17 protein-coding genes and 3 pseudogenes are annotated in these 21,168 nt (G+C 43.5%); 9 read left to right on the top strand and 11 right to left on the bottom strand.

Annotated elements, in window-relative coordinates; translation table 11 throughout:
• From D1367_RS08205 to D1367_RS08195, 3 genes are all read left to right on the top strand, one after another.
• A complete protein-coding gene (locus tag D1367_RS08205; protein ID WP_220451016.1) occupies positions 1-4,332 on the top strand; it encodes an NB-ARC domain-containing protein in 4,332 nt (1,443 codons plus the stop codon).
• Positions 4,333-4,872: 540 nt separating this feature from the next.
• Positions 4,873-5,127 carry a UPF0175 family protein gene (locus D1367_RS08200; RefSeq protein WP_118165569.1) on the top strand — a complete coding sequence of 85 codons (255 nt, stop codon included), beginning with the start codon at positions 4,873-4,875 and terminating at the stop codon, positions 5,125-5,127.
• The gene (locus D1367_RS08195; protein WP_118165567.1) at positions 5,120-5,626 is read left to right on the top strand and encodes a PIN domain-containing protein; all 507 of its coding nucleotides are present in this window, start codon (positions 5,120-5,122) and stop codon (positions 5,624-5,626) included. The genes D1367_RS08200 and D1367_RS08195 overlap by 8 nt, the downstream gene beginning before the upstream one ends.
• A 52-nt stretch (positions 5,627-5,678) precedes the next feature.
• Here D1367_RS08195 and D1367_RS30615 read toward each other — a convergent pair whose 3' ends face one another.
• Together D1367_RS30615 and D1367_RS08190 are read right to left on the bottom strand one after the other, a co-directional pair.
• Complete coding sequence (locus D1367_RS30615; protein WP_181985236.1) at positions 5,679-5,822, bottom strand: hypothetical protein; 144 nt, start codon at positions 5,820-5,822, stop codon at positions 5,679-5,681.
• A gap of 372 nt (positions 5,823-6,194) precedes the next feature.
• The gene (locus D1367_RS08190; RefSeq protein WP_118165565.1) at positions 6,195-6,854 is read right to left on the bottom strand and encodes a phytochelatin synthase family protein; all 660 of its coding nucleotides are present in this window, start codon (positions 6,852-6,854) and stop codon (positions 6,195-6,197) included.
• 638 nt (positions 6,855-7,492) lie between these two features.
• Here D1367_RS08190 and D1367_RS08185 point away from each other — a divergent pair.
• From D1367_RS08185 to D1367_RS08165, 5 genes are all read left to right on the top strand, one after another.
• Positions 7,493-7,693, top strand: coding sequence for a hypothetical protein (locus D1367_RS08185; RefSeq protein ID WP_220451015.1), 201 nt, complete (start codon positions 7,493-7,495; stop codon positions 7,691-7,693).
• A gap of 142 nt (positions 7,694-7,835) precedes the next feature.
• Complete coding sequence (locus tag D1367_RS08180) at positions 7,836-8,231, top strand: hypothetical protein (protein WP_118165561.1); 396 nt, start codon at positions 7,836-7,838, stop codon at positions 8,229-8,231.
• 460 nt (positions 8,232-8,691) lie between these two features.
• Positions 8,692-9,450: an ATP-binding cassette domain-containing protein gene (locus D1367_RS08175; RefSeq protein WP_118165555.1), complete on the top strand. Its 759-nt coding sequence runs from the start codon at positions 8,692-8,694 to the stop codon at positions 9,448-9,450.
• Positions 9,447-10,079, top strand: a complete 633-nt coding sequence (locus D1367_RS08170) for an ABC transporter permease (protein WP_118165553.1) — start codon at positions 9,447-9,449, stop codon at positions 10,077-10,079. Before D1367_RS08175 ends, D1367_RS08170 begins: the two co-directional genes overlap by 4 nt.
• Before the next feature lie 7 nt (positions 10,080-10,086).
• A complete protein-coding gene (locus D1367_RS08165) occupies positions 10,087-11,001 on the top strand; it encodes a glycine betaine ABC transporter substrate-binding protein (RefSeq protein ID WP_118165550.1) in 915 nt (304 codons plus the stop codon).
• Between the two features lie 146 nt (positions 11,002-11,147).
• Here D1367_RS08165 and D1367_RS30610 read toward each other — a convergent pair whose 3' ends face one another.
• The 4 genes and pseudogenes from D1367_RS30610 to D1367_RS32710 form a co-directional block, all read right to left on the bottom strand.
• The gene (locus D1367_RS30610) at positions 11,148-11,312 is read right to left on the bottom strand and encodes a hypothetical protein (RefSeq protein ID WP_181985103.1); all 165 of its coding nucleotides are present in this window, start codon (positions 11,310-11,312) and stop codon (positions 11,148-11,150) included.
• Positions 11,313-11,330: 18 nt separating this feature from the next.
• Positions 11,331-11,960: a Uma2 family endonuclease gene (locus tag D1367_RS08160; protein WP_118165548.1), complete on the bottom strand. Its 630-nt coding sequence runs from the start codon at positions 11,958-11,960 to the stop codon at positions 11,331-11,333.
• Positions 11,961-12,032: 72 nt separating this feature from the next.
• A pseudogene (locus D1367_RS32715) lies at positions 12,033-12,200 on the bottom strand (phytochelatin synthase family protein); the annotation flags it as partial.
• 111 nt (positions 12,201-12,311) lie between these two features.
• A pseudogene (locus D1367_RS32710) lies at positions 12,312-12,514 on the bottom strand (phytochelatin synthase family protein); the annotation flags it as partial.
• 7 nt (positions 12,515-12,521) lie between these two features.
• Here D1367_RS32710 and D1367_RS08145 point away from each other — a divergent pair.
• Positions 12,522-13,079, top strand: a pseudogene (locus D1367_RS08145) (gamma-glutamyltransferase); the annotation flags it as partial.
• 69 nt (positions 13,080-13,148) lie between these two features.
• On the opposite strand, the gene D1367_RS08140 reads toward D1367_RS08145, so the two are convergent.
• From D1367_RS08140 to D1367_RS08115, 5 genes are all read right to left on the bottom strand, one after another.
• Complete coding sequence (locus D1367_RS08140) at positions 13,149-13,412, bottom strand: hypothetical protein (RefSeq protein ID WP_118165546.1); 264 nt, start codon at positions 13,410-13,412, stop codon at positions 13,149-13,151.
• A 550-nt stretch (positions 13,413-13,962) separates the two neighbouring features.
• Positions 13,963-14,895 (bottom strand): polysaccharide lyase family 7 protein, encoded by a 933-nt coding sequence (locus D1367_RS08135; RefSeq protein ID WP_118165544.1) that lies wholly within the window; start codon positions 14,893-14,895, stop codon positions 13,963-13,965.
• Between the two features lie 349 nt (positions 14,896-15,244).
• Positions 15,245-16,912 (bottom strand): NosD domain-containing protein, encoded by a 1,668-nt coding sequence (locus D1367_RS08130; RefSeq protein ID WP_118165542.1) that lies wholly within the window; start codon positions 16,910-16,912, stop codon positions 15,245-15,247.
• 492 nt (positions 16,913-17,404) lie between these two features.
• Entirely contained in the window at positions 17,405-19,483 is a 2,079-nt protein-coding gene (locus tag D1367_RS08120) for a glycosyltransferase (RefSeq protein WP_118165538.1), read from the bottom strand.
• A gap of 87 nt (positions 19,484-19,570) precedes the next feature.
• Positions 19,571-20,998 carry a nucleotide sugar dehydrogenase gene (locus D1367_RS08115; RefSeq protein WP_118165535.1) on the bottom strand — a complete coding sequence of 476 codons (1,428 nt, stop codon included), beginning with the start codon at positions 20,996-20,998 and terminating at the stop codon, positions 19,571-19,573.
• Between the last annotated feature and the right edge of the window lie 170 nt (positions 20,999-21,168).

Raw genomic sequence — 21,168 nt, 5'->3', positions numbered from 1 at the left:
GTGGTAGTTTCAATATGGGTAGCCCCAAACTTCTTACTCAATTTTTTGGATGTAATGCCACGAGAATCTACTAAAGGCCCTGTAATTCAGAAACGAGTCAAGCGTCTGCTAGAGGCGTTACTTTGTTTTGTCGATGGAGAATTTGAGGACAGTAACTTTAAAATTGAGTACGACTGGAAAGAAGCAGACAGCGTTAACCCCAAGCTGACTGTGCAGACTACGTTAGTCACGTTGGAGTTGCTGACGCAAAAAGACAAATACCCTGGCAAGTTAACTAAAGCGCAAATTCGAGAAGCACTGAATTTGCTCAAGGATTTCTTGAACATTCTCGAAGATAACCGTATCCAAATCAAGGGTATTGAGGAATGGCGTTTTACACTCAAGCTATGGTCAAGAGATCGAGAAAAGAACTTAAAACGGTTTGATGAGACATGGGAAAACAGCAGACCAAAGAAATCGAAAGAATTAGCAGCTACACCCGAAATTAAACTTGCGCTATTTCAAGCACCACCCTTACCCGAACACTTTGTAAAACGCCCAGAATACAGCGACGATTTAAAGACTCGCCTCCTCACAGAGTCATCGTCAGGTAATCGCACTTTGGTAATTACTGCAATTCACGGCTTGGGTTCTGTGGGCAAATCGACTTTAGCCGCAGCTTTAGCCCATGATGCAGAAATCCAAACTCGGTTTTGTGACGGTATTCTGTGGACAACATTAGGTCAGCAACCTGATGTACTTTCTTTACTTAGTGGCTGGGTGCAGGCGCTAGGAGACTGTAATTTTAAACCTACCAGCATAGAAGCAACTTCTACCCATCTGCGGACTCTGCTTTATGACAAAGCGGTGCTGCTGGTGGTTGACGATGCCTGGAATACAAAAGATGCCTCAGTATTTAATATTGGCGGGGTGCGGTGTCAGGTTTTAGTAACTACTCGTGAAGGTGCGATCGCTGACGCATTAGGAGCCAGCACCTACAGTCTGGATATAATGACAGCATCTCAAGCAATGGAATTGCTGAGAAACAAGTTAAAACGGGAGATTACAGGTAAAGAATATGAGTCAGCAGAAAAGTTAGCTAAAGGCGTTGGTTATCTCCCCCTAGCATTGGAACTTGCAGCAGCAGCAATTGCAGATGGTACAACTTGGACAGAGTTGTTACGAGATATTAAACAAGAAATTGCTCGGTTAAAAACCTTGGATAGACCAGGGGCAAATGATATTACTGATGAAGCAAGTTTAAAACGCCTCAGCTTAACTGCATCTTTGAATTTGAGCATCAAGCGATTGGCACAAGAGGATAAAGAATACTTTACTTGGTTGGGGGTCTTACCTGAAGATGTAACCATTAATCCCAAAATGACGGCAACACTTTGGGATATTGCAGATGAGCGCGATGCCTCTGATTCATTGAAATATTTACAAAGTAAAGCCCTATTATTACCTGGTGTTCCTCTTGCTGATGGTACGCGTACCTATCGCTTACATGACTTATTCCACGACTTAGCACGAAACTTGTTAACTGCTCCCTCACAGCCGCGCCGGGGTAATTTACCAGGACTAGGTATTTCCCTTGTCAATGCTCACGTTGCTTTGTTAGAAAAATATCGGCAAAAGACTCAAAAAAACCTTTGGCATACCCTACCTAATGATGGTTACATTCATCAATATTTAGTTTGGCATTTAGATAAAGCTGAACAAATAGAAGAGATTCACCAGTTATTGCGGGAGGAGTCACAGACAGGAAGCAATGGCTGGTATGAAGCGCGAGAAAAATGGGGGCAAACTGCGGGTTACATCACAGATATTTCTCATGCCTGGGAATTAGCAGAAGCGAATTGGAATGAATCAACTCTGCCGCAACTTGTGAGTTGGCAGTGTCGTTATGCTTTGATTACTGCTTCCCTTAATAGTTTGGCAGCTAATTTACCAGCACAACTGCTGGTGGCACTAGTCAAAAATAACATCTGGACTTGCGAACAAGGACTAGCTTACGCCCTGCAAAACCCAAAGCCAGAGGATAAAGTCAACTCGCTGACACAACTAGTCAATTATTTGCCATCAAATCTTGAAAAATTAGCACTGCAAAAAGCCCTTGCTGCTGCCAGGGAGATTCAGTCTGAGTCGAATCGTGCCAATGCCTTGAGTGCCTTAGCTGAGAAACTGCCAGAGTTATTGCCAGAAGCCCTTGCTGCTGCCAGGGAGATTCAGGATGAGGATTCTCGTGCCAATGCCTTGAGAGCCTTAGCTGAGAAACTGCTGCCAGAGTTATTGCCAGAAGCCCTTGCTGCTGCCAGGGAGATTCAGTCTGAGTATTATCGTGCCAAAGCCTTGAGAGCCTTAGCTGAGAAACTGCCAGAGTTATTGCCAGAAGCCCTTGCTGCTGCCAGGGAGATTCAGGATGAGTATTCTCGTGCCAATGCCTTGAGTGCCTTAGCTGAGAAACTGCCAGAGTTATTGCCAGAAGCCCTTGCTGCTGCCAGGGAGATTCAGGATGAGGATTCTCGTGCCAATGCCTTGAGAGCCTTAGCTGAGAAACTGCTGCCAGAGTTATTGCCAGAAGCCCTTGCTGCTGCCAGGGAGATTCAGTCTGAGTATTATCGTGCCAAAGCCTTGAGTGCCTTAGCTGAGAAACTGCCACCAGAGTTATTGCCAGAAGCCCTTGCTGCTGCCAGGGAGATTCAGTCTGAGTCGAATCGTGCCAAAGCCTTGAGTGCCTTAGCTGAGAAACTGCCAGAGTTATTGCCAGAAGCCCTTGCTGCTGCCAGGGAGATTCAGTCTGAGTCGAATCGTGCCAAAGCCTTGAGTGCCTTAGCTGAGAAACTGCCACCAGAGTTATTGCCAGAAGCCCTTGCTGCTGCCAGGGAGATTCAGGATGAGGATTATCGTGCCAATGCCTTGAGTGCCTTAGCTGAGAAACTGCCAGAGTTATTGCCAGAAGCCCTTGCTGCTGCCAGGGAGATTCAGTCTGAGTCGAATCGTGCCAAAGCCTTGAGTGCCTTAGCTGAGAAACTGCTGCCAGAGTTATTGCCAGAAGCCCTTGCTGCTGCCAGGGAGATTCAGTCTGAGTCGAATCGTGCCAAAGCCTTGAGTGCCTTAGCTGAAAAACTGCCACCAGAGTTATTGCCAGAAGCCCTTGCTGCTGCCAGGGAGATTCAGGATGAGTATTATCGTGCCTATGCCTTGAGTGCCTTAGCTGAGAAACTGCCAGAGTTATTGCCAGAAGCCCTTGCTGCTGCCAGGGAGATTCAGTCTGAGTCGAATCGTGCCAAAGCCTTGAGAGCCTTAGCTGAAAAACTGCCAGAGTTATTGCCAGAAGCCCTTGCTGCTGCCAGGGAGATTCAGGATGAGGATTTTCGTGCCAAAGCCTTGAGTGCCTTAGCTGAAAAACTGCCAGAGTTATTGCCAGAAGCCCTTGCTGCTGCCAGGGAGATTCAGGATGAGTATTATCGTGCCAAAGCCTTGAGTGCCTTAGCTGAAAAACTGCCAGAGTTATTGCCAGAAGCCCTTGCTGCTGCCAGGGAGATTCAGTCTGAGTCGAATCGTGCCTATGCCTTGAGTGCCTTAGCTGAAAAACTGCCACCAGAGTTATTGCCAGAAGCCCTTGCTGCTGCCAGGGAGATTCAGGATGAGTATTATCGTGCCTATGCCTTGAGTGCCTTAGCTGAGAAACTGCCAGAGTTATTGCCAGAAGCCCTTGCTGCTGCCAGGGAGATTCAGTCTGAGTCGAATCGTGCCAAAGCCTTGAGAGCCTTAGCTGAAAAACTGCCAGAGTTATTGCCAGAAGCCCTTGCTGCTGCCAGGGAGATTCAGGATGAGGATTTTCGTGCCAAAGCCTTGAGTGCCTTAGCTGAAAAACTGCCAGAGTTATTGCCAGAAGCCCTTGCTGCTGCCAGGGAGATTCAGGATGAGGATTATCGTGCCAAAGCCTTGAGTGCCTTAGCTGAAAAACTGCCAGAGTTATTGCCAGAAGCCCTTGCTGCTGCCAGGGAGATTCAGTCTGAGTCGAATCGTGCCTATGCCTTGAGTGCCTTAGCTGAAAAACTGCCACCAGAGTTATTGCCAGAAGCCCTTGCTGCTGCCAGGGAGATTCAGGATGAGGATTATCGTGCCAATGCCTTGAGTGCCTTAGCTTCCGGTTTGTCACAAATGCCATCTACCAAACTTTTTCCCCTTTGGCAATATACACTTCATCAACTCTCGCTTCGCACTCGCCCTAATTTGCTGCAAGATATCAAGGCATTATTTGCCGTTATCTTTGCATTAGGTGGCGAAGCAGCTACGGCAGAAGTTGCCCGTGCTATTGGAAATGTGGCGCGATGGTGGAAATAATTCGTAATTTAAGAGAGTTAGATTTAATTTGAGTTTACAGGCTTGCATCTGTAGCCTGATTTTAGTCAATTGGTATAAGAGGATGTTTTAAAAGTGGTTGGCTGTGATTTTAGGCACTGCTAGATCCCCCCTAACCCCCCTTAAAAAAGGGGGGAACCAGAATCAAAGTCCCCCTTTTTAAGGGGGATTTAGGGGGATCTAGAACGTTTTGCTACCGACAAAAGGGCTTTTAAAACATCCTCTAAGGGGATGCAGGATCTATAGTTTTAAACAAAGTGCGATCCTATACTTTTGCAGCGACTCAACCCAGTTCTCTAACAACAGCGCAAGAATACGAGGTATTGCATTTACAAACTCTCTCTGGTGTCCATGAGTGAGCGATCGCAATTAGTTATAAAATCATCACAGAAATTGTCTAGACTGTCAATGAGCGATCGCCAGGGGTTATCTTTGCCTTTGTTTTCGTCTTTATTAGTAATAGTAGTATTTGATTGTTATTGTTGATCGCGCTATTAGCTCTCCATAAATAATACTGAATTTATGACCATACAAATTAATATTCAACTTCCAAATGATGTTTTTTCAGCACTCCGCACTAACCCAGAAACATTTGTTCAAGAGATGCGTTTAGCGGCGGCTGTCAAGTGGTATGAAGTTGGTACACTTTCCCAATCTAAGGCTGCTGAAATTGCCGGAGTTAGCCGTCACCAATTTCTAGAAGCACTCCATCGCTATAATGTTTCACCTTTTCAAGTAACTCCTGAAGAATTAGCCCAGGAGTTAGCGCGTGACTAGACAATGGGTTGTAAATGCTTCTCCATTAATTGTACTGACTAAGATTAACCAAGTTCATTTGCTCTCAGAACTTTGTAGTCAAGTTGTTATTCCTAGCGGTGTTGTTCAAGAAATCTGCATTGCGCCAGATAATGACCCTGCAAAACTCTGGATTTTGAATGAAGGAACTATTTATATTCAAGATGTGAAACAAATCGATCCAGTGATTGCTGCATGGGGTCTTGGTTTGGGAGAAAGTCACGTTCTCACCTGGATATATAACAATCCTGGCTATGAAGCAATTTTAGACGATGCCTGCGGCGGGCTACGCCTACGCGCCGCAAAAACCGCAGCACTTGCTTTAGAGATTTCGGTGCGGGGAACTCTCGGTGTTATTCTGCTTGCAAGACGGGAAGGTAAGATAGAAACTGCTAGACCGATTTTTGAGCAACTGATTCAGGTTGGTTTTAGAGTCAGTACACAAGTTTTGGAGTCAGCACTTAGACTTGTTGATGAGTAGTGTATTAGATGTGTAGATTTATTTTATAAGCAAAAAGCGATCGCATAACTCATTATCTCTGCTCTGAGCGATTAGCAAGATATTCATCTATACTCACGGACTCACCATCGCTATACTCAGCGCGAACTGCTTCAATTTCTGCCAGTGTATCTGCATCGTCTTCGTACAAAGCTTCTTCGGCTTCAAAAAAGCCCAAAGTCTTTAGGTTGTATTTTACGCTTGTGGGGTCAGCGCAGCAATTGGATTTGTCTAAACTGCGATCGCACTTCTACAACACTCTACTAACTATCTCTTTCTCTCCCCTTTCCAAGGCTACGGTGTACACACAAATTAAATTACCCCCCTTAATCCCCCCTTGGAAAGGGGGGAAAAAGAAATCTAGTTCCCTCCCCTTTACAAGGGGAGGGTTAGGGTGGGGTAATTTGATAACTTGTGTGTACACCGTAGCCTTTTAGGAGAGAGGTTAAACTGTATTACTTCCATTCGAGAACCGCTATATTCATCATCAACATTTGTTAGTTATCTTTTAGAGGTTGTTTTAAAAATGGTTGGCTGTTATTCTCAGCACTTATTCAGAATGGAGAGCGTTCAAGGCGATTTCTGATGGGTGAACCACTCCGTTAGCTGCTAGATTTGCTTTCTCTTTCCTGCGAAGCACAATCATACCACGAGAGCGATTCGATGAGGAATCTTTATCTACGCAGGCGGCATAGATACGCTCAATTGGGCATTTCCAAAACCGGGTATACCGTTTAGGATTTGTATCTGCAATGGTTATTTCTTTAGTGTCCGGGTCATAGTCTGCCAATAAGGAGAAGTGACCACCTTCTAAACTTGGATTTTCATGGGCAATACGGGTATTGAAGTTAAGAATGTGGACATCATTTTCATCACAAACGGCGGCTTCAACTTCACGGATGAATGCTTCGAGTGTCATACTCGGTTTATCAAAATGCTCTATCCGAATGGACAGGGGTATTCCTTTTTTTTCAATATAAGTTCGACAGGTATCGTAAGTTTCTGCTAACGTCATGCCATCATCTAAAACCGATGCGATCGGCAGTTGGGTGGCATAGAAAATCTCATCAACAGTCGTCAGATATCCCAATGCGGTAAAGGCATAAGCAATTGCAGTGACATTGCAACAATAGATGGGTTGTTGAAACTGATGTAGTTGAATGATTTCCAAATCTCGTTTGGAAATTTGAGCTAGGTTATCAAGATCCATTTTTCTACCTCTTTAGATATATACATAGATTAACTCAGGATTTACGCGCTAACGGCAATCGTGCTTGTATTATCAAGCGATCGCCATTCCAGATGCAAGGACAGTTAAGACACTTAAGCAAATTTTTGCAACAAGTACCATTAATTCCTAATTTTTAAGCTATCTGCTTGTCTCAATACTGCGTAGGTTTTGGCAAAAAAATAAAAAATGTGTAGGTTGGGTTGAGGAACGAAACCCAACATTTTAGGGGGTTTGTTGGGTTTCGCTTAGGCTCAACCCAACCTACAAATATTCAAAACCTACGCAGTATTGCTGCTTGTCTTTTGTAATCACAGCATTTACTTGCTCTCCATCAACAAGCCGCTTCTCTACGTTCCCTGTGGGACGCTGACGCGCAGTTTGCTTCCCCGGAGGGTACGCGTTTACGTACTCCCCAATAAGTATCTGGAAAACCTCTCTCTAAATCTCTCTCCTTTTAGGAGAGAGACTTTGAATTTCCCCCCTTCCCGCGACGAGTTGGGGGTTAGGTCAATCGTTGGGTTTTCCACATAACGTGAAAAGTCAGATCAGAACTTACGGGAATGGTTTCACAACTTACGGGAACGGTTTCACAACTTACGGGAACGGTTTCACAACTTATGGGAACGGTTTCACAACTTACGGGAACGGTTTCACAACTTATGGGAACGGTTTCACAACTTATGGGAACGGTTTCACAACTTACGGGAACGGTTTCAGAACTTACGGGAGCAGTCTCACAACTTATGGGAACGGTTTCACAACTTATGGGAGCGGTTTCTCTTAAAGTTTTGATAAAGTTTAGACAATTATCTCTATAAATACTAACATTTAGTAATGAAATTCCGAAAATTTACTGCTATAGCTTGAAAAATTTATTATAAAAATTGCGAGTTTTGCTGAACCGGAGTGCAGTTTAATTGAGGCAAGCTAGCTTTAGCAGCATCTTAAAGGATTAATTTTATGTCTCGTAAAAAACGCACATCTCGGATTTTAGAAAAAGCTCAGTTAAGATCGGCTGGGCTAAAATCGATTGTTCCAAATATCAAATTTGATGAAAACTATAGTCTGGAAAAACTGATTGAGTCAATTGAGCAGTTACGTAAAAAGATTGATATTTATAATACTGCTCTGTCTGTGGTTGACTCTTCTAGAACTGAAATTGGAGAGATGGAAAAAAACTTGAGTCAGCTTTCTGAGAAAATGTTGATGGTGGTTGCAATCAAGTACGGCAAAGACAGCCGCGAATATGAGATGGCGGGTGGTGTTCGTAGTAGCGATCGCATCCGCAAAATCAGGTCGAGCCGCTTAAAAAATGTTGCAGAACAAGCATTAGATGAAAATGCTAAAACTGCATAGTAGGGTGTGTTATGCCAAAGGCTAACGCACCGTTTTTATAATTTATTAAAATCTTGTTTTCAGCCAGAGTCGGGAAATGCTAATAATTGGGCTGCTGCCGCGAGTAAGGGAGGCGGGAGCCTCAACGATGGGCATTCCTAGTCGGAGACTGGGAACGAGATAAACGAGATAATAGCTGAAAAACCCAAGGTTTTACCCCACCCTAACCCTCCCCTTATAAAGGGGAGGGAACTAGATTTTTTTCCCCCCTTTATAAGGGGGGACTAAGGGGGGTAATTCGACTTCTGTATACACGGTAGCCTTAAAAAGGGGGGAACCGAAATCAAAGTCCCCCAATTTATCGGGGGATTTAGGGGATCTAAAATTTTTGATATTGGCAAGAGGACTTTTCAAACATCCTCTTAGCACGCTAGCAAAATCAGCACATAATACAATAGCTAGCGTCCACTAAAAGCCACTCATGCCGCAAAATAACCAAACCGCCGTCGAATTCCGCGATGTTACCTTTAGCCGCAATCATCGCCCATTGGTGTCAAATCTCAATTTCACCATCCGCCAAGGAGAAGCACTGGTATTACTTGGGCGTAGTGGTAGCGGCAAAACCACCACAATGAAGTTAATTAATCGCCTATTTACACCTACACAAGGCGAAGTTTTATTTGATGGCATTCCCACAACTCAATGGGATGAAATTAAACTGCGGCGAAAAATTGGTTATGTGATTCAAGAAATTGGTTTATTTCCCCATTTCACAGTTGAACGCAATGTGGGTTTAGTCCCGGCTTTAGAAGGTTGGCAACCGAAACAAATTAAAACGCGGGTTTATGAATTGTTGCAATTAGTAGGCTTAGAACCAGTACAATTTGCTGGGCGTTACCCGCACGAACTTTCGGGAGGACAAAGGCAAAGAGTCGGTGTAGCCAGGGCTTTAGCAGCAGATCCGCCAGTGTTGTTGATGGATGAACCCTTTGGCGCACTCGATCCAATTACGCGGCTAGAACTGCAACAAGAGTTTCGGCTTATGCAGCAAGAATTGGGCAAGACAGTTGTGTTTGTCACCCACGATATTCAAGAAGCGTTTGTGTTGGCATCGAGAATTGGTTTAATGTATGGGGGAGAATTGGTAGTATTGGAGGCAAAAGATGAATTTATGCGATCGCAACATCCAGAAAGCCTCGCCTTTCTCCAATGTCTGCGTTCCCTACAAGATACTTTATGAAAGATTTTTTCCTTGTTAAGTATGCCCCAGAAATTCTTCAGCATACTCTAGAACACTTGTTTTTGGTAGGCATAGCAATTGGAATTGCTATAGTTATAGGCATTCCATTAGGTATTTTGATTACACGCAAAACCTATCTCCGCCAACCAATTCTCGGCATAGCAAATATTTTCCAAACTATCCCTAGTTTGGCACTATTTGGCTTACTCATTCCAGTACCTATAATTGGTGGAATTGGCGCAGTACCAGCAATTGTTGCTCTGACTGTATATTCTTTGCTGCCGATAATTCGTAACACTTACACAGGTATTACTGGCGTAGATCCAGCGATTCGAGAAGCTGGGAGAGGCATGGGAATGACAGATAGACAATTATTATTACAAGTTGAGATTCCCTTAGCATTGGGAGTAATTTTAGCAGGAGTGCGAGTAGCAACGGTAATTGCCATTGGTATTGCAACTATTGCAGCAGCGATTGGGGCTGGTGGTTTGGGAGTATTTATTTTTCGCGGCATATCAGTAGTGAATAATCAGTTAATTTTAGCTGGTGCAGTTCCGGCGGCGGCAATTGCATTACTGGCTGATTTTGCAATTGGCTGGATAGAGAATAAATTAAAAATTAAAAATTAAGCTAATAATGAAAAGATTTTTAACGCTTTTATTTTTAAGTTTTGCTGTGTTATTGCTAACCACTGGCTGCACGCAAAATTTAAATAGTAGTAGCAATGATGGTAATATTATCGTTGCTTCTAAAGATTTTACTGAACAAGATATTTTAGGTGAACTTTTAGCACAGCAAATCGAGGCAACAACTAATTTAAAAGTAGTTCGCCGCCCTCGTTTAGGTGGTTCTTTTGTTTGTCATAATGCGATTACTGCTGGCATAATTGATGCTTATATTGAGTATACAGGCACAGCTTTGACTGCAATTTTAAAGCAAAAACCAGTTAATAGCTCCAAAGAAGTGTATGAAATAATAAAACAAACTTATGCCCAGCAATTCAATCTGGAAGTGATGCCAAGCTTGGGTTTTGAAAACACTTTTGCGATGATTATTCGGGGTGATGATGCCAAGCGCTACAATATTCAAACTCTCTCCCAAGCGACTCAATATACACCGCAGTGGCGCGGCGGTTTCGGCTATGAGTTTTTAGAACGGGAAGATGGTTTTCCTGGATTAGCGAAAGCTTACGATTTACGTTTTGCAAAACCTCCTCAAATCATGGACTTGGGTTTGATATATCGTGCTTTGATTCAAAAACAAGTAGATATGGTGGCGGGTAATTCTACTGATGGGCAGATTTCTCGTTTGGGTTTAGTTGTCTTAAAAGATGATAAACATTATTTTCCACCTTACGAAACTGTGCCGATTGTTCGACAAGAAACATTAAAAAAATATCCCGAATTAAGAAATGCGATCGCTTCACTTGCGGGAAAGATTTCGGCAGATGAAATGCGGCAATTAAACTACTTAGTTGAGGGAGAATTACGTGAGATTAAAGATGTTGTCCAGGAGTTTCGGAAGTCTAAGAGATTAGGTTCATCTAACTGATGGGTTCGGATAAGGTTTTTTGATGACACGCCGCTAATCGCCGTTTCTACAGACGCGATAAATCGCCGTTTCTACAGACGCGATAAATCGCCGTTTCTACAGACGCGATAAATCGCCGTTTCTACAGACGCGATAAATCGCCGTTTCTACAGACGCGATAAATCGCCGTTTCTACAGACGCGATAAATCGCCGTCTCTACAAAGGATTGATTATTATTGTAAAGACGGCGATTTATCGCTTCTCTTGCCTTAACCGAATCGTATTGGGCTACGGTGTAACTCACCCAGTCGAAAACCGCTATATGAGGCATTGAATTAAATATTATTTTCTACTGTTGTCCATGCAAAAAGTTCTTTAACCACTTAATGACTTCACTTGTTGTTTGCTCGTTTGCCATTTGGAGACATTGCTGCACAATTTCTCTGACGTTAGAAAAGTAGCTGCTTTCTGTAAGCACATAACTTTCTCCGTGCAATCGATAAATTAATAGCCGATTACTCTTTAATATCCAGACTTCTGGTACTCGATAAGGCAAGAAATCATTAACGTCGGTGTAGCTTGTTACATCTATTTCAATTGCTAAATCTGGTGGTGGATCTGACTCCCAATCAATTCTTTTTTTGCCTACTACTGCTCTGCAATTTTCAATGTAAAAGCAAAAATCTGGTTCAATACCACTAATTTCTGGCAAGCTCATGGTGATGGGCGTAAATGACTCGTATATGCGGTTTAAATGATCCAGCAAAATCCTAGCAATATCTGCCAGTAAACTCGCATCTCTTCCATGCTGTGTTAGCGGTGTCATCAGCAAAATCTCTCCTCTTCGATATTTAATGCGAGGCGACGAGCGATCGCCTAGTTGCTGACTCAATACTTGATAGTCTTTCCAGCCTCCCAAAAGCTTCAACACCGCGCCAGGTGGTAACTCGATTCTTTCTGGTGTAATTACGGTATCCATAACTAGCTCGCATTATTTACATCGAAGATAGGCGATCGCAGGATTCATCAATTGTATGAACAGATTATTATATCAACGAATTTTGCTGACAAATACAAAGCCACGGCTTTTATTTACTGAAGAATCAGTTGTGAGCATTGCTTTCCATAAATCTGCTGTTTTTACCCAAACTGGTGGATATTTGGAACGAGAAACATCAAGAATTAAAAACCTATCTGTTTGCTCATTATATGCTGCTAAATGAGAAATATATCCCAATACAGTTCAGATAAGACCAAAACACTTGTAGAGACGGCGATTTATCGCGTCTTATAGAGACGGCGATTTAGTAGAAATAGCGCTTAACTGAACCGTATTGAAATATATCCGCCTTTTTCTTGACCAATTTGTTTGCGTAAATAGTTTACTATAACGAAGTTTTGCGGTTGTTTTAAATTTTCTGCCGCTTGTTTGCGGAACTGCTCTAAACTAGTGTCGGCAGCGTGGTAAACGTTAACTCTAACGCCATAGCTAGCTAGTAATTGCCCTAACTGATCTAAAGTTATATAGCGTCGCTATCCTCTTGTGGATGAAGAACGCAACGCCGTAAGTCTGACTTTTACAATTAACCTTGGTTTTGGTTCTGGTGTCGTGACACCGGGAACTGGAATTGTGCTTAACAATGAGATGGATGACTTTGCTTCTGCGCCAGGAGTGCCTAATGCCTTTGGTTTGGTTGGTAATGATGCCAATGCGATCGCACCTCGTAAGACTCCCTTATCTAGCATGACTCCCACAATTGTCACAGAAAATGGTCATTTCCGCATGGCAGCAGGTGCGCCTGGTGGTAGCACTATCATCACCCAGGTTTTGCAAGTAATCCTAAATGTACTGGAATACAACATGGATGTTGGTGCAGCTGTTTCTGTTCCACGCATACATCATCAATGGCTTCCAGATCAGTTGCGCGTCGAATCTTGGGGCTTAGATGCTCTCACTGTGCAAGACTTACGCCGTCGAGGACACAAAATAAAGGAAACTAATCCTTGGGGTAATGGTAATGCGATCGCTCTCACATCTGATGGAACTCTAGAAGGGGCCGCCGATCCTCGCGGTGAAGGTTCCCCCAGAGGTTTGTGAGCGAGTCAGAGACTAGGAAGACGCACAGACGCCAAAAATCACAAATGACAAATGACCAATGACAAATGACTATTGATTTTGGGTCGTTGATTCTACGTAGCTGCTGCTGCCGAACTCATTTGCTCGTGCGCTAGGTACTAGTGTCCAACCTGCTTTAAGAAGTTTTTGATAAGTTGCCCAACCTTTAGAACCATTTGGTATTTGATAATCTGGGACTGTAAAACCTCTAAAAGCTGTGTAAGGACGCCAAGGTTGATTCGGTTCTGTCTGCAAATACAAAATTTTCTCTCCGTTGCCACCAGATTTAGGTAACCAGCACATTTGTCGATGCATTGCAAACTCCTTGTACTTTTAGTTAATAATGCATAATAACAGAAATTTGTCAAGTTAATTATCACCCTTCTGGGATACTTTTTTGCCTAAGACTTTAGACAAAGAGTAATTAAGTTTTATCCATTTCAGGATAATTACTTAACAAGTCATAGCTTGGAAGACATCTGCTAGAGGGACACAAAGATAAACAACTTTGCCTCACCTTCTTTATCGGGTGAGATTTTTCTCATGTTATCCGCGTTTTTTGGGATTGTGTGTAACAATAACTACTTTTTGAAGTGTGGGTTTGCAATTTAGAGGAAAAACCAAACATGGATGATTTTAACGGATGCGGAAGTCCCCACTTTGACTGGTTCCCAGCCTAAAGGCTGGGAACCCATTCTCTTAGGCTCCGCCTCCAGTAGCTTGACTATAGGCAGCAGCCCATTCTGAATACATTCCCAGCCTGGAGGCTCTTGACGAGGCTACACAAGCCTTTGGGCTTTACAAGCGTGCCATTCGATCCTGTACTTAAGTCTTAAGCTTCTAAACACTGATTAGACGCGTGGAATTAGCGTAGAGTAATATTCCGTACTTCTATTTCCGAGTAGGCGTAAGGGTCAGTCTCAGACCTATCAACAGACCGATTTTTGCTCACGCACGCAGTGTTGGTGTTGTTGTAAATATCTCTCTTTGAGCAAGCTTGGATATATATGCCGGCTTTGAAGTAACAGGAACCGACGATATCTGTTAGCTTCACTGTAGCAGTACTATTGCTTACACCTGAACGCTGGTTCTTGTAGGTGACGGTGACATTGCCACCGGATGTAACAGCAATGTCGATAGTCATCGGATCGCCGATCTTATAAGCGCTGTCGAGGATCTGAGTCATAGTGTCGTTGTTGAAGCGGGCTTCAAGCTTGCCGATGTCCGTCGAGCCGTTGGCAAAAGGTGGGCCAAAGTATTTCACCATCAGGTTATCGTTTTTTGAGTCATGGATCTGTGCGATGGTGACTTCTGGCTTCTTCGTGGTGGTGTGCAACAGGGTTTGCTCCAGGTACATGGCATGATTGGCATTCGTACAGCTCCAGGCAGCGGGCTGCGTACCGTCACCCTGCATTTCACGCAGTTCAGAACGGGGGTAAGCGGTATTTTTGGTGGTGCGTGCGCCACCAGCAATCGCTTTAAAAAGCACACCATTCTTCGCAGCATTCAGACGAAAATATTCTGATTGAGGGTAGGTTTGGAGTTGCGGCTGCTTAATTTCTGTTGCACTGTTTGACTTGGGGGGCAAATCCAGGCTGATTGGCAGGGTTAGCTTCCACTGGCTGAGGTCAAGCACGTCGTCTGGGTACTGAGCGCTATCACCTGAGACTGTGGCATTGTCCGCAACAAAGAAACTACTTTCAGACTGAGCGCTAGCATTGCTGACCGACATAATTCCAGCCGACGCTACAAAAGCAGCAGCGATCGTAAAAGATAGCTTTGAAAATTTTGTCTTCATTTTTTAATCTCTGTTGAATAATCAGTTGTGACTTTACGGGTTTGAAACACACCCACAGTAGGTCAAAAGGTGATCTTCAACCAACCGTGTCCATTGGCTATAATGAGTGCCAAATGCTATTTTTACCCCGATAGCGCGAAACCGAGATTCTACAAGCTGAAGTCACAAAAGAATTTCTGACAAAAAATCAATTATCCCAAATGATTTTTACATTTTAGGGGCGCAAGGTCTTGCGCCCCTAAAATAGGATGGAATGTTTTTAACTGGAAGTCCCTAAAACTAAAAAGTTTTTCATGTTATGTACGCCCTCTAGAACGTACATAAAAAAACTCAGATTCTAACCACAAATCTAGGGTATTATCTGATTGTTAGTATTAGTTGAATTTAGCCCCTTGAGACGGAAGGGGATATTGACACTCTGTATAGTGTTGCTGTCAATTTTATTGTAATCATCTTTTACATCTCCTTCTGCTATTCCCCACTTGTATCTATTAAGTGCACTAGCGCGAACCAAGTTATTTTGTAATAGGTTATTCGTTGAGAAAACTACAGCATCACCATGCAAGTAAATTGCTGGGTAGGTGTTAAAACTTCCTTGACCATTATCATCAACTATATTGCCAGTGATAGTGCTGTATGACGAAGACCGATTGCGAATACCATACTTAGCATTAAGAGCAACAACATTGTCTTTTATTTCAGTCAATTTAGCCAGATAAACATAGATGCCATCTGCTTTATTGAACTTGACAATATTCCCCAGCAGCTTATTTTCATTTGAGACTCTGCTTAAAGTTGAACCTGGTTGAACCGTGATCCCATTAGCGCCGTTATTGGTTACTACATTATTCAAGTAGATGTTGTTTTTTGCGCCTGTGACTATATTGATGCCATGTCTAGTATTGGCATCGACAACGTTGTTTACAAAGATTGAATCAACACAAGTATCAGTCGTCATCCCATCTACTGCATTATGGTCAGCCAGAGAGTCTTTAATCGTTAGTCTTAATGTTGGTGTTCCCGTATCAGATTGTTCATGAGGGTCAAACCCATAATGGGGAAAGTCATGCACTCGCATATTATCGAAGCTACTATCGCCGTAAGTCCCGAAATTGGCGTAGCCGTTAGTGTAATTTGTGCCATTCCCTTTATTTCCATCCAGCGACATATGACGAAAGTGTTGTCCATAGAAAATAGGCTTCCTTCTTCTGTCAACAGAGTATCTGAATGCCGACCTCAGCAGCCCAGCCTGTCCTAATTTAATCCCGTTTGCCAATTTAAGTTTAGTTCCCCAACCAACACCAGTGAGAGTAACGTTATCGTAAGTAACGTAAACATTATTAGAAATCATGTAAGTGCCTTCAAGCAGCAATACAGTTCCGCCTCCGCGCTTACCTACATACTCGATTGCTTGCATGATGGTATCTTGATCGGCAATGCCATCAGCAGTATAGTTAGTCAAACCTGGCTTAACACTATCTTTTGCGGCGACGGTGACAGTATCAGGTGCATTAAAGGGAATCAAGTTCACAGTATAGGAAGAGTCAAAACTTTTGTAAAGTGGGTTCCCAGTGTTCGTAGTTGGAGAAATGCGGATATAGTAAGTACCTACATTTAGGCTCTCGGTGATTGATCCTCCTGTAGTACCAGGGTTAATTGCACTAGTCCATGTTGTGCCATTGTTTGCTGAAACTTGCAGGATGTTTCCATTACTGTCGAGCAGTTCCAATTGAGTACCTGCACTCAAGCCGTTGAGAAAAACACTTACAGGAGTCGCAACGCTGACATTGAACTTGTAGTAGTCGTCAGTGTCAAAGTTGCCAACAAAATCTTTGAATGAGACAGCATTAGTTAATGTGCCAATATCGTTGGCTGTTTGCGGGGTGTTACCTGCACCGTCAACGGGATCATCTGCTCTTGCAGGTAAATTAGGAATAACAAAGCTAGTTACTCCTAATCCAGATACAACTAAGATTAACGAAACGAATTTCGTCAAAGTCAGAAAGTTAAGCTTCATAGAATATGTACCTCAAAAATTTATTTGGCTGATTGAATCAAAAAAGTAGATACGGCTTCCATATAAAAGGGAAAAGGTTAAAGGGCAAAGGGGAAAGGGATGAACAGGTCGCCCACAAGGGGCGAGGTTTTTACCTTCCCCATAAAATTTGGAAAATTTTCGCTTGACTTCGGGCGAGGTTTTTACCTTTCCCCCTTCCCCTTTCCCCCTTCCCCTTCTTCATAAAGCACCCCTGAATCAGACACTAGTACTTTCTCAAAGCAACTTTGATGAGTGAATAAGTTTGTAGCCAGGACTTTAGTTCTCAATTTGAGCGCTAAAGCATTCACTACAAACCCAGCAAAATTGGTTTGATGGGCTACTAATAGTTTGTCAAGCCAATTTTGATAAGTGGATAAGTTCGTATTCAGGACTTTATTCCTTAATTTGAGGGCTAAAGCACTCGCTACAAACCCAGCAAAATTGGCTTGATAGACTACTATAAGGCTGAAACTAGCGACTAGAGTTGATCGAGACATACTCAGAGTTGATATCTTCAGATTTGCGAAGGATCAAAGAATGATTACCAATTTTCTCTAGATCGAGGTTTTTGATTTCGGCGTGCAATACGTTTTCTAGAACAATGCCATCCAAGCCCGACGCTGTTTTAGACAGCATCTGCAAGAGCGTGAAACTCCTTAACTGGATGTTCTTAACCTTGTTTTGCGAGACAAGTAATGTCTTAGAAAAACGAGGTCTAATTAAAATAACTGCCTCTGCTAACTTCCGGCTGAAGTGGGCTTGCAAGATTGTTCGCCCCATGCCTTGTCCTTTGATAATCGTGTTGCTTCGGTTAATTTCTATAGGTCGAAACAGGTCGATTTCACCAATGGGTAAGTTAATCTGAACTATGCCTTTACTAGGTAAGCTATTAATCAAGGCTTGCAGAGGTGCTGAGTCATCCTGACCATCGTTAGGAAGGATGCCTCGATCAATTGCTTCAATGATTTGAGTGATGGGCGGTTGAGCTAACACTTGGCTATTCCACCACAATCCTGGCAAGTCCTGAATAGGATTGACAACTTTTGAGAGGCACAGTAAAAAAATTACAAAGCTAAACATCTGAGAAACAACTAGGAAACGGGATGTAGTGGTTTTAGCCCACCGCTCCCATCGTGAGCCTGCAACAGCTTGGCTCTGATTGCCTCGGTTACTCCATTTTTGTTGAGCTAAATTCATCTGAGTCCAAACTTTGATTAAAGATGAACTCCACTGAGCAATCAAAAGGATAGGCAAATGAATTGGCTTCAGGTGAGACTCCCGTCCCCAAAAAACGATGGCTAGCATTATGGGCCGACTCAAAAGAATCCAAGACCAGATGATTGCCATAGCAGTCCAGTTGGTCTGGAAAAAATAAATCAGCAATAAACCAGGGGCAATTAAAGATGTCCAAATGCTCAATCTTTGATCGAGCAGACAGTACCAAATAAACCAGCCCGTCTTGTTTGGCCCAAGAGCGATCGCCCGATTACCATTCCGCAGCATATTACCAGACCAGCGCCGGATATTTTGGTAGGCACGGTCTACAAAAGAGCCAGAGATCGTTTCGATCGTGTAGACCATCACATCAGGGATGTAAAGTAGGTTATATCCCCGTTGCAACACCCAGTACCAAGTACTTTTATCGTCTCCTGAGAGAAACTTAAAGTTACCCCAGAGCCAATCGTCTAACTTGTCATTTTCGAGGACATCGGCAAACGTCGGATCAAGAGCTGCTTCAGACCGATACAAGGAAAAGCGACCTGTGAGGCATAGCAATTTCTGGGAGAGGGAATGAGAACACATGTAGAGATGCCGTTGGCAAAACCGTAAGTGTAGCCACTCGGAGAACAAGTAAGACCCTACGACTATAGGCATTTCATCGGTAGTAAGTGCGCCCATTTTGGGAAACATCTCAAAAAAGGGTAGGCATTTGCGTAAGGTGCCAGGGCTGATTACTGAGTCGCCATCCATGAGAGCAACGATAGTTTCTGGAGGCAGATTCAGGCGAGCCAGTTCTCGTAAACCATCAGCTAGGGCTTTCCGCTTACCACCGCCAGGATCTGCGATCGCAATTAAGTTCACAAAACGGCTGTCTGGGTCTTCAGATTTCAAAAGTTCTCGAATTGCGACAATTTCTGGTTCAGTAGTGACGATTACTAAGGTGACAGGTTGGGTGAGGCTCTTGGCTTCTTGAGCGATCGCCAAAAACACTCGCTCTGTAATCCAAGGTTTCTCTTTGAAAGTGGGCGCAACTATACAAAGAGGTGGTAAATTCGTAACCGGAATCCGATTAGCCCGTCGTCGCCAACGAGCAAATACCCAGTTGAGGTAGATACGGGAACGAAGCAATTGTAAGCCAAACCAACACCACCGCCAAGACCCCATCACTCCTAATACCATCAGGCTGGACAAGCCCAATATTGCTAACCGTTCTGGGTTGCTAAGGAGTTTTAATCCGATAAAACCTAAGACCGAGATGCTTAACATCAGCATCCAATTCAGGTAGGGGCTTAGTTTTTGTAAAGGCTTTAGAGCCGCAAATTTATTCATTGATGTTACTTCTTAGAACCTAGAGCAGCTAGCAAACGAGTAGAAGTTAGGACTTATGCATCAGCAGCATGAGTCCTAAACAATTGACTAACTGGCTAATTTGTTAAGGCTATTCAACTGCGTTACCTTAGCAGTGCCATTTTTGTAAACAGCATCGTTTAAATTCGCCTGTGATTTCTTGAGGGCACCTTTTTTGTTCCAGGAAATTCCCTCATATTTGGCTACGCCTGGTAAGGAAAGCCCTTCGGTCAATCGCACTAAGTCGATAACAGCAATGTCACTATTAAGTCCCTGTAATGCCTCTATGAACTCTGGTCGTTTTTGAGTAACAACTATTGTCTGACAGTTATTCAACACATCTGATATGTCATTAGTCACAATCTGAGAGATTTGAGGCAACTGGCGTCTTAGGTACTCCAAGTTACTGCCCAGTATGGTATCTGGATTTACATCTGGATCGTGTACTACCACTTCCATTCCGTCTTGCCACAGTTCTCTAATCAGGCTGATCACAGGGCTTTCACGCAGGTCATCCGTACCTGCCTTAAAGCTTAAGCCCAGTACGCCTATACGTCGAGCGCCAGTCTCATGTACTTTGACACGCGCTGCTTCGATTTGCAGGCAGTTGCTAGGTATTACTGCGTCTAAGATGGGAATCTCTACTCCCAATTTCCGAGCGTTGAAGGTTAAAGAGCGTAGGTCTTTGGGCAGACATGAACCCCCAAAGGCAAAGCCGGGCTTCAAGTAAACAGGGGAAATGTTGAGCTTGGTATCGGCGCAGACTAGTTTCATCACAACATGACTATCTATGCCTAAGCGATCGCAGACACGACCGATCTCATTACCGAATCCGACCTTGAGAGCGTGAAAACCATTGTTGACTACTTTCAGAAGTTCTGCTTCCTCCAAGGCTACACGATAGAAAGGAGCTGGAATATTCTCATAAAGCAATGCCATCATGTCGCCTGAACGGCTGTCTAATTCACCAATCACCGTGTAAGGAGGCGCATAAAAATCTTTGATAGCGTCAGTTTCGCGCAGAAATTCTGGGTTGACCACAATGCCAAAATCTTTTCCGGCAGTTCGTTGCGAATACTGTTCTATCACTGGTAGCAGAAAATCACGAGCAACACCAGGAAAGACTGTACTGCGTAGCACTACAACGTGATAGCGTTCTGATGTTTGTAGACCACGACCAATCTGTTGAGCAACACTTTCAATATAGTCCAGCATTGGGCTACCATCGGCCAAACTGGGCGTACCGACACAGATCAGTGAAACATCAGCCCAAGGCACATACTTCAAACCATTTGTTACAGCCTTCAGATTCCCCTGGTCTATACCCTTCTTGATCAAATCATCAAGGTTAGGTTCTTTAATAGGGCTACGTCCACTGTTGAAGGCATTTACCTTTTCTTGACTCAGTTCAACACCGATCACATCGTGGCCAGATTCAGCGAGACAGGCCGCAACAACTGTACCAACGTAACCTAAACCCCAAACTATAACTCGCATTGCTAATCTCCTAAAGAATAAATGTGGTAGCCCAATTATTTGGCTCAGAGCCATGAACCTCTACTTGTGACATGATCTCATCAGCTAAGAAGAGTCACAGTAATAGCAATACAGACTACTTTTGCCAAAGCTATACCGATCAAGTTGTCGAATCATATTTATCTATAAGT

Origin of the sequence: Nostoc sphaeroides (assembly GCF_003443655.1) — a bacterium.
In the GTDB taxonomy this organism is placed as follows: Bacteria; Cyanobacteriota; Cyanobacteriia; order Cyanobacteriales; family Nostocaceae; genus Nostoc; species Nostoc sphaeroides.
Note: the sequence above shows the minus strand (reverse complement) of the source record. Positions and strands in the feature narration are given on the sequence as shown.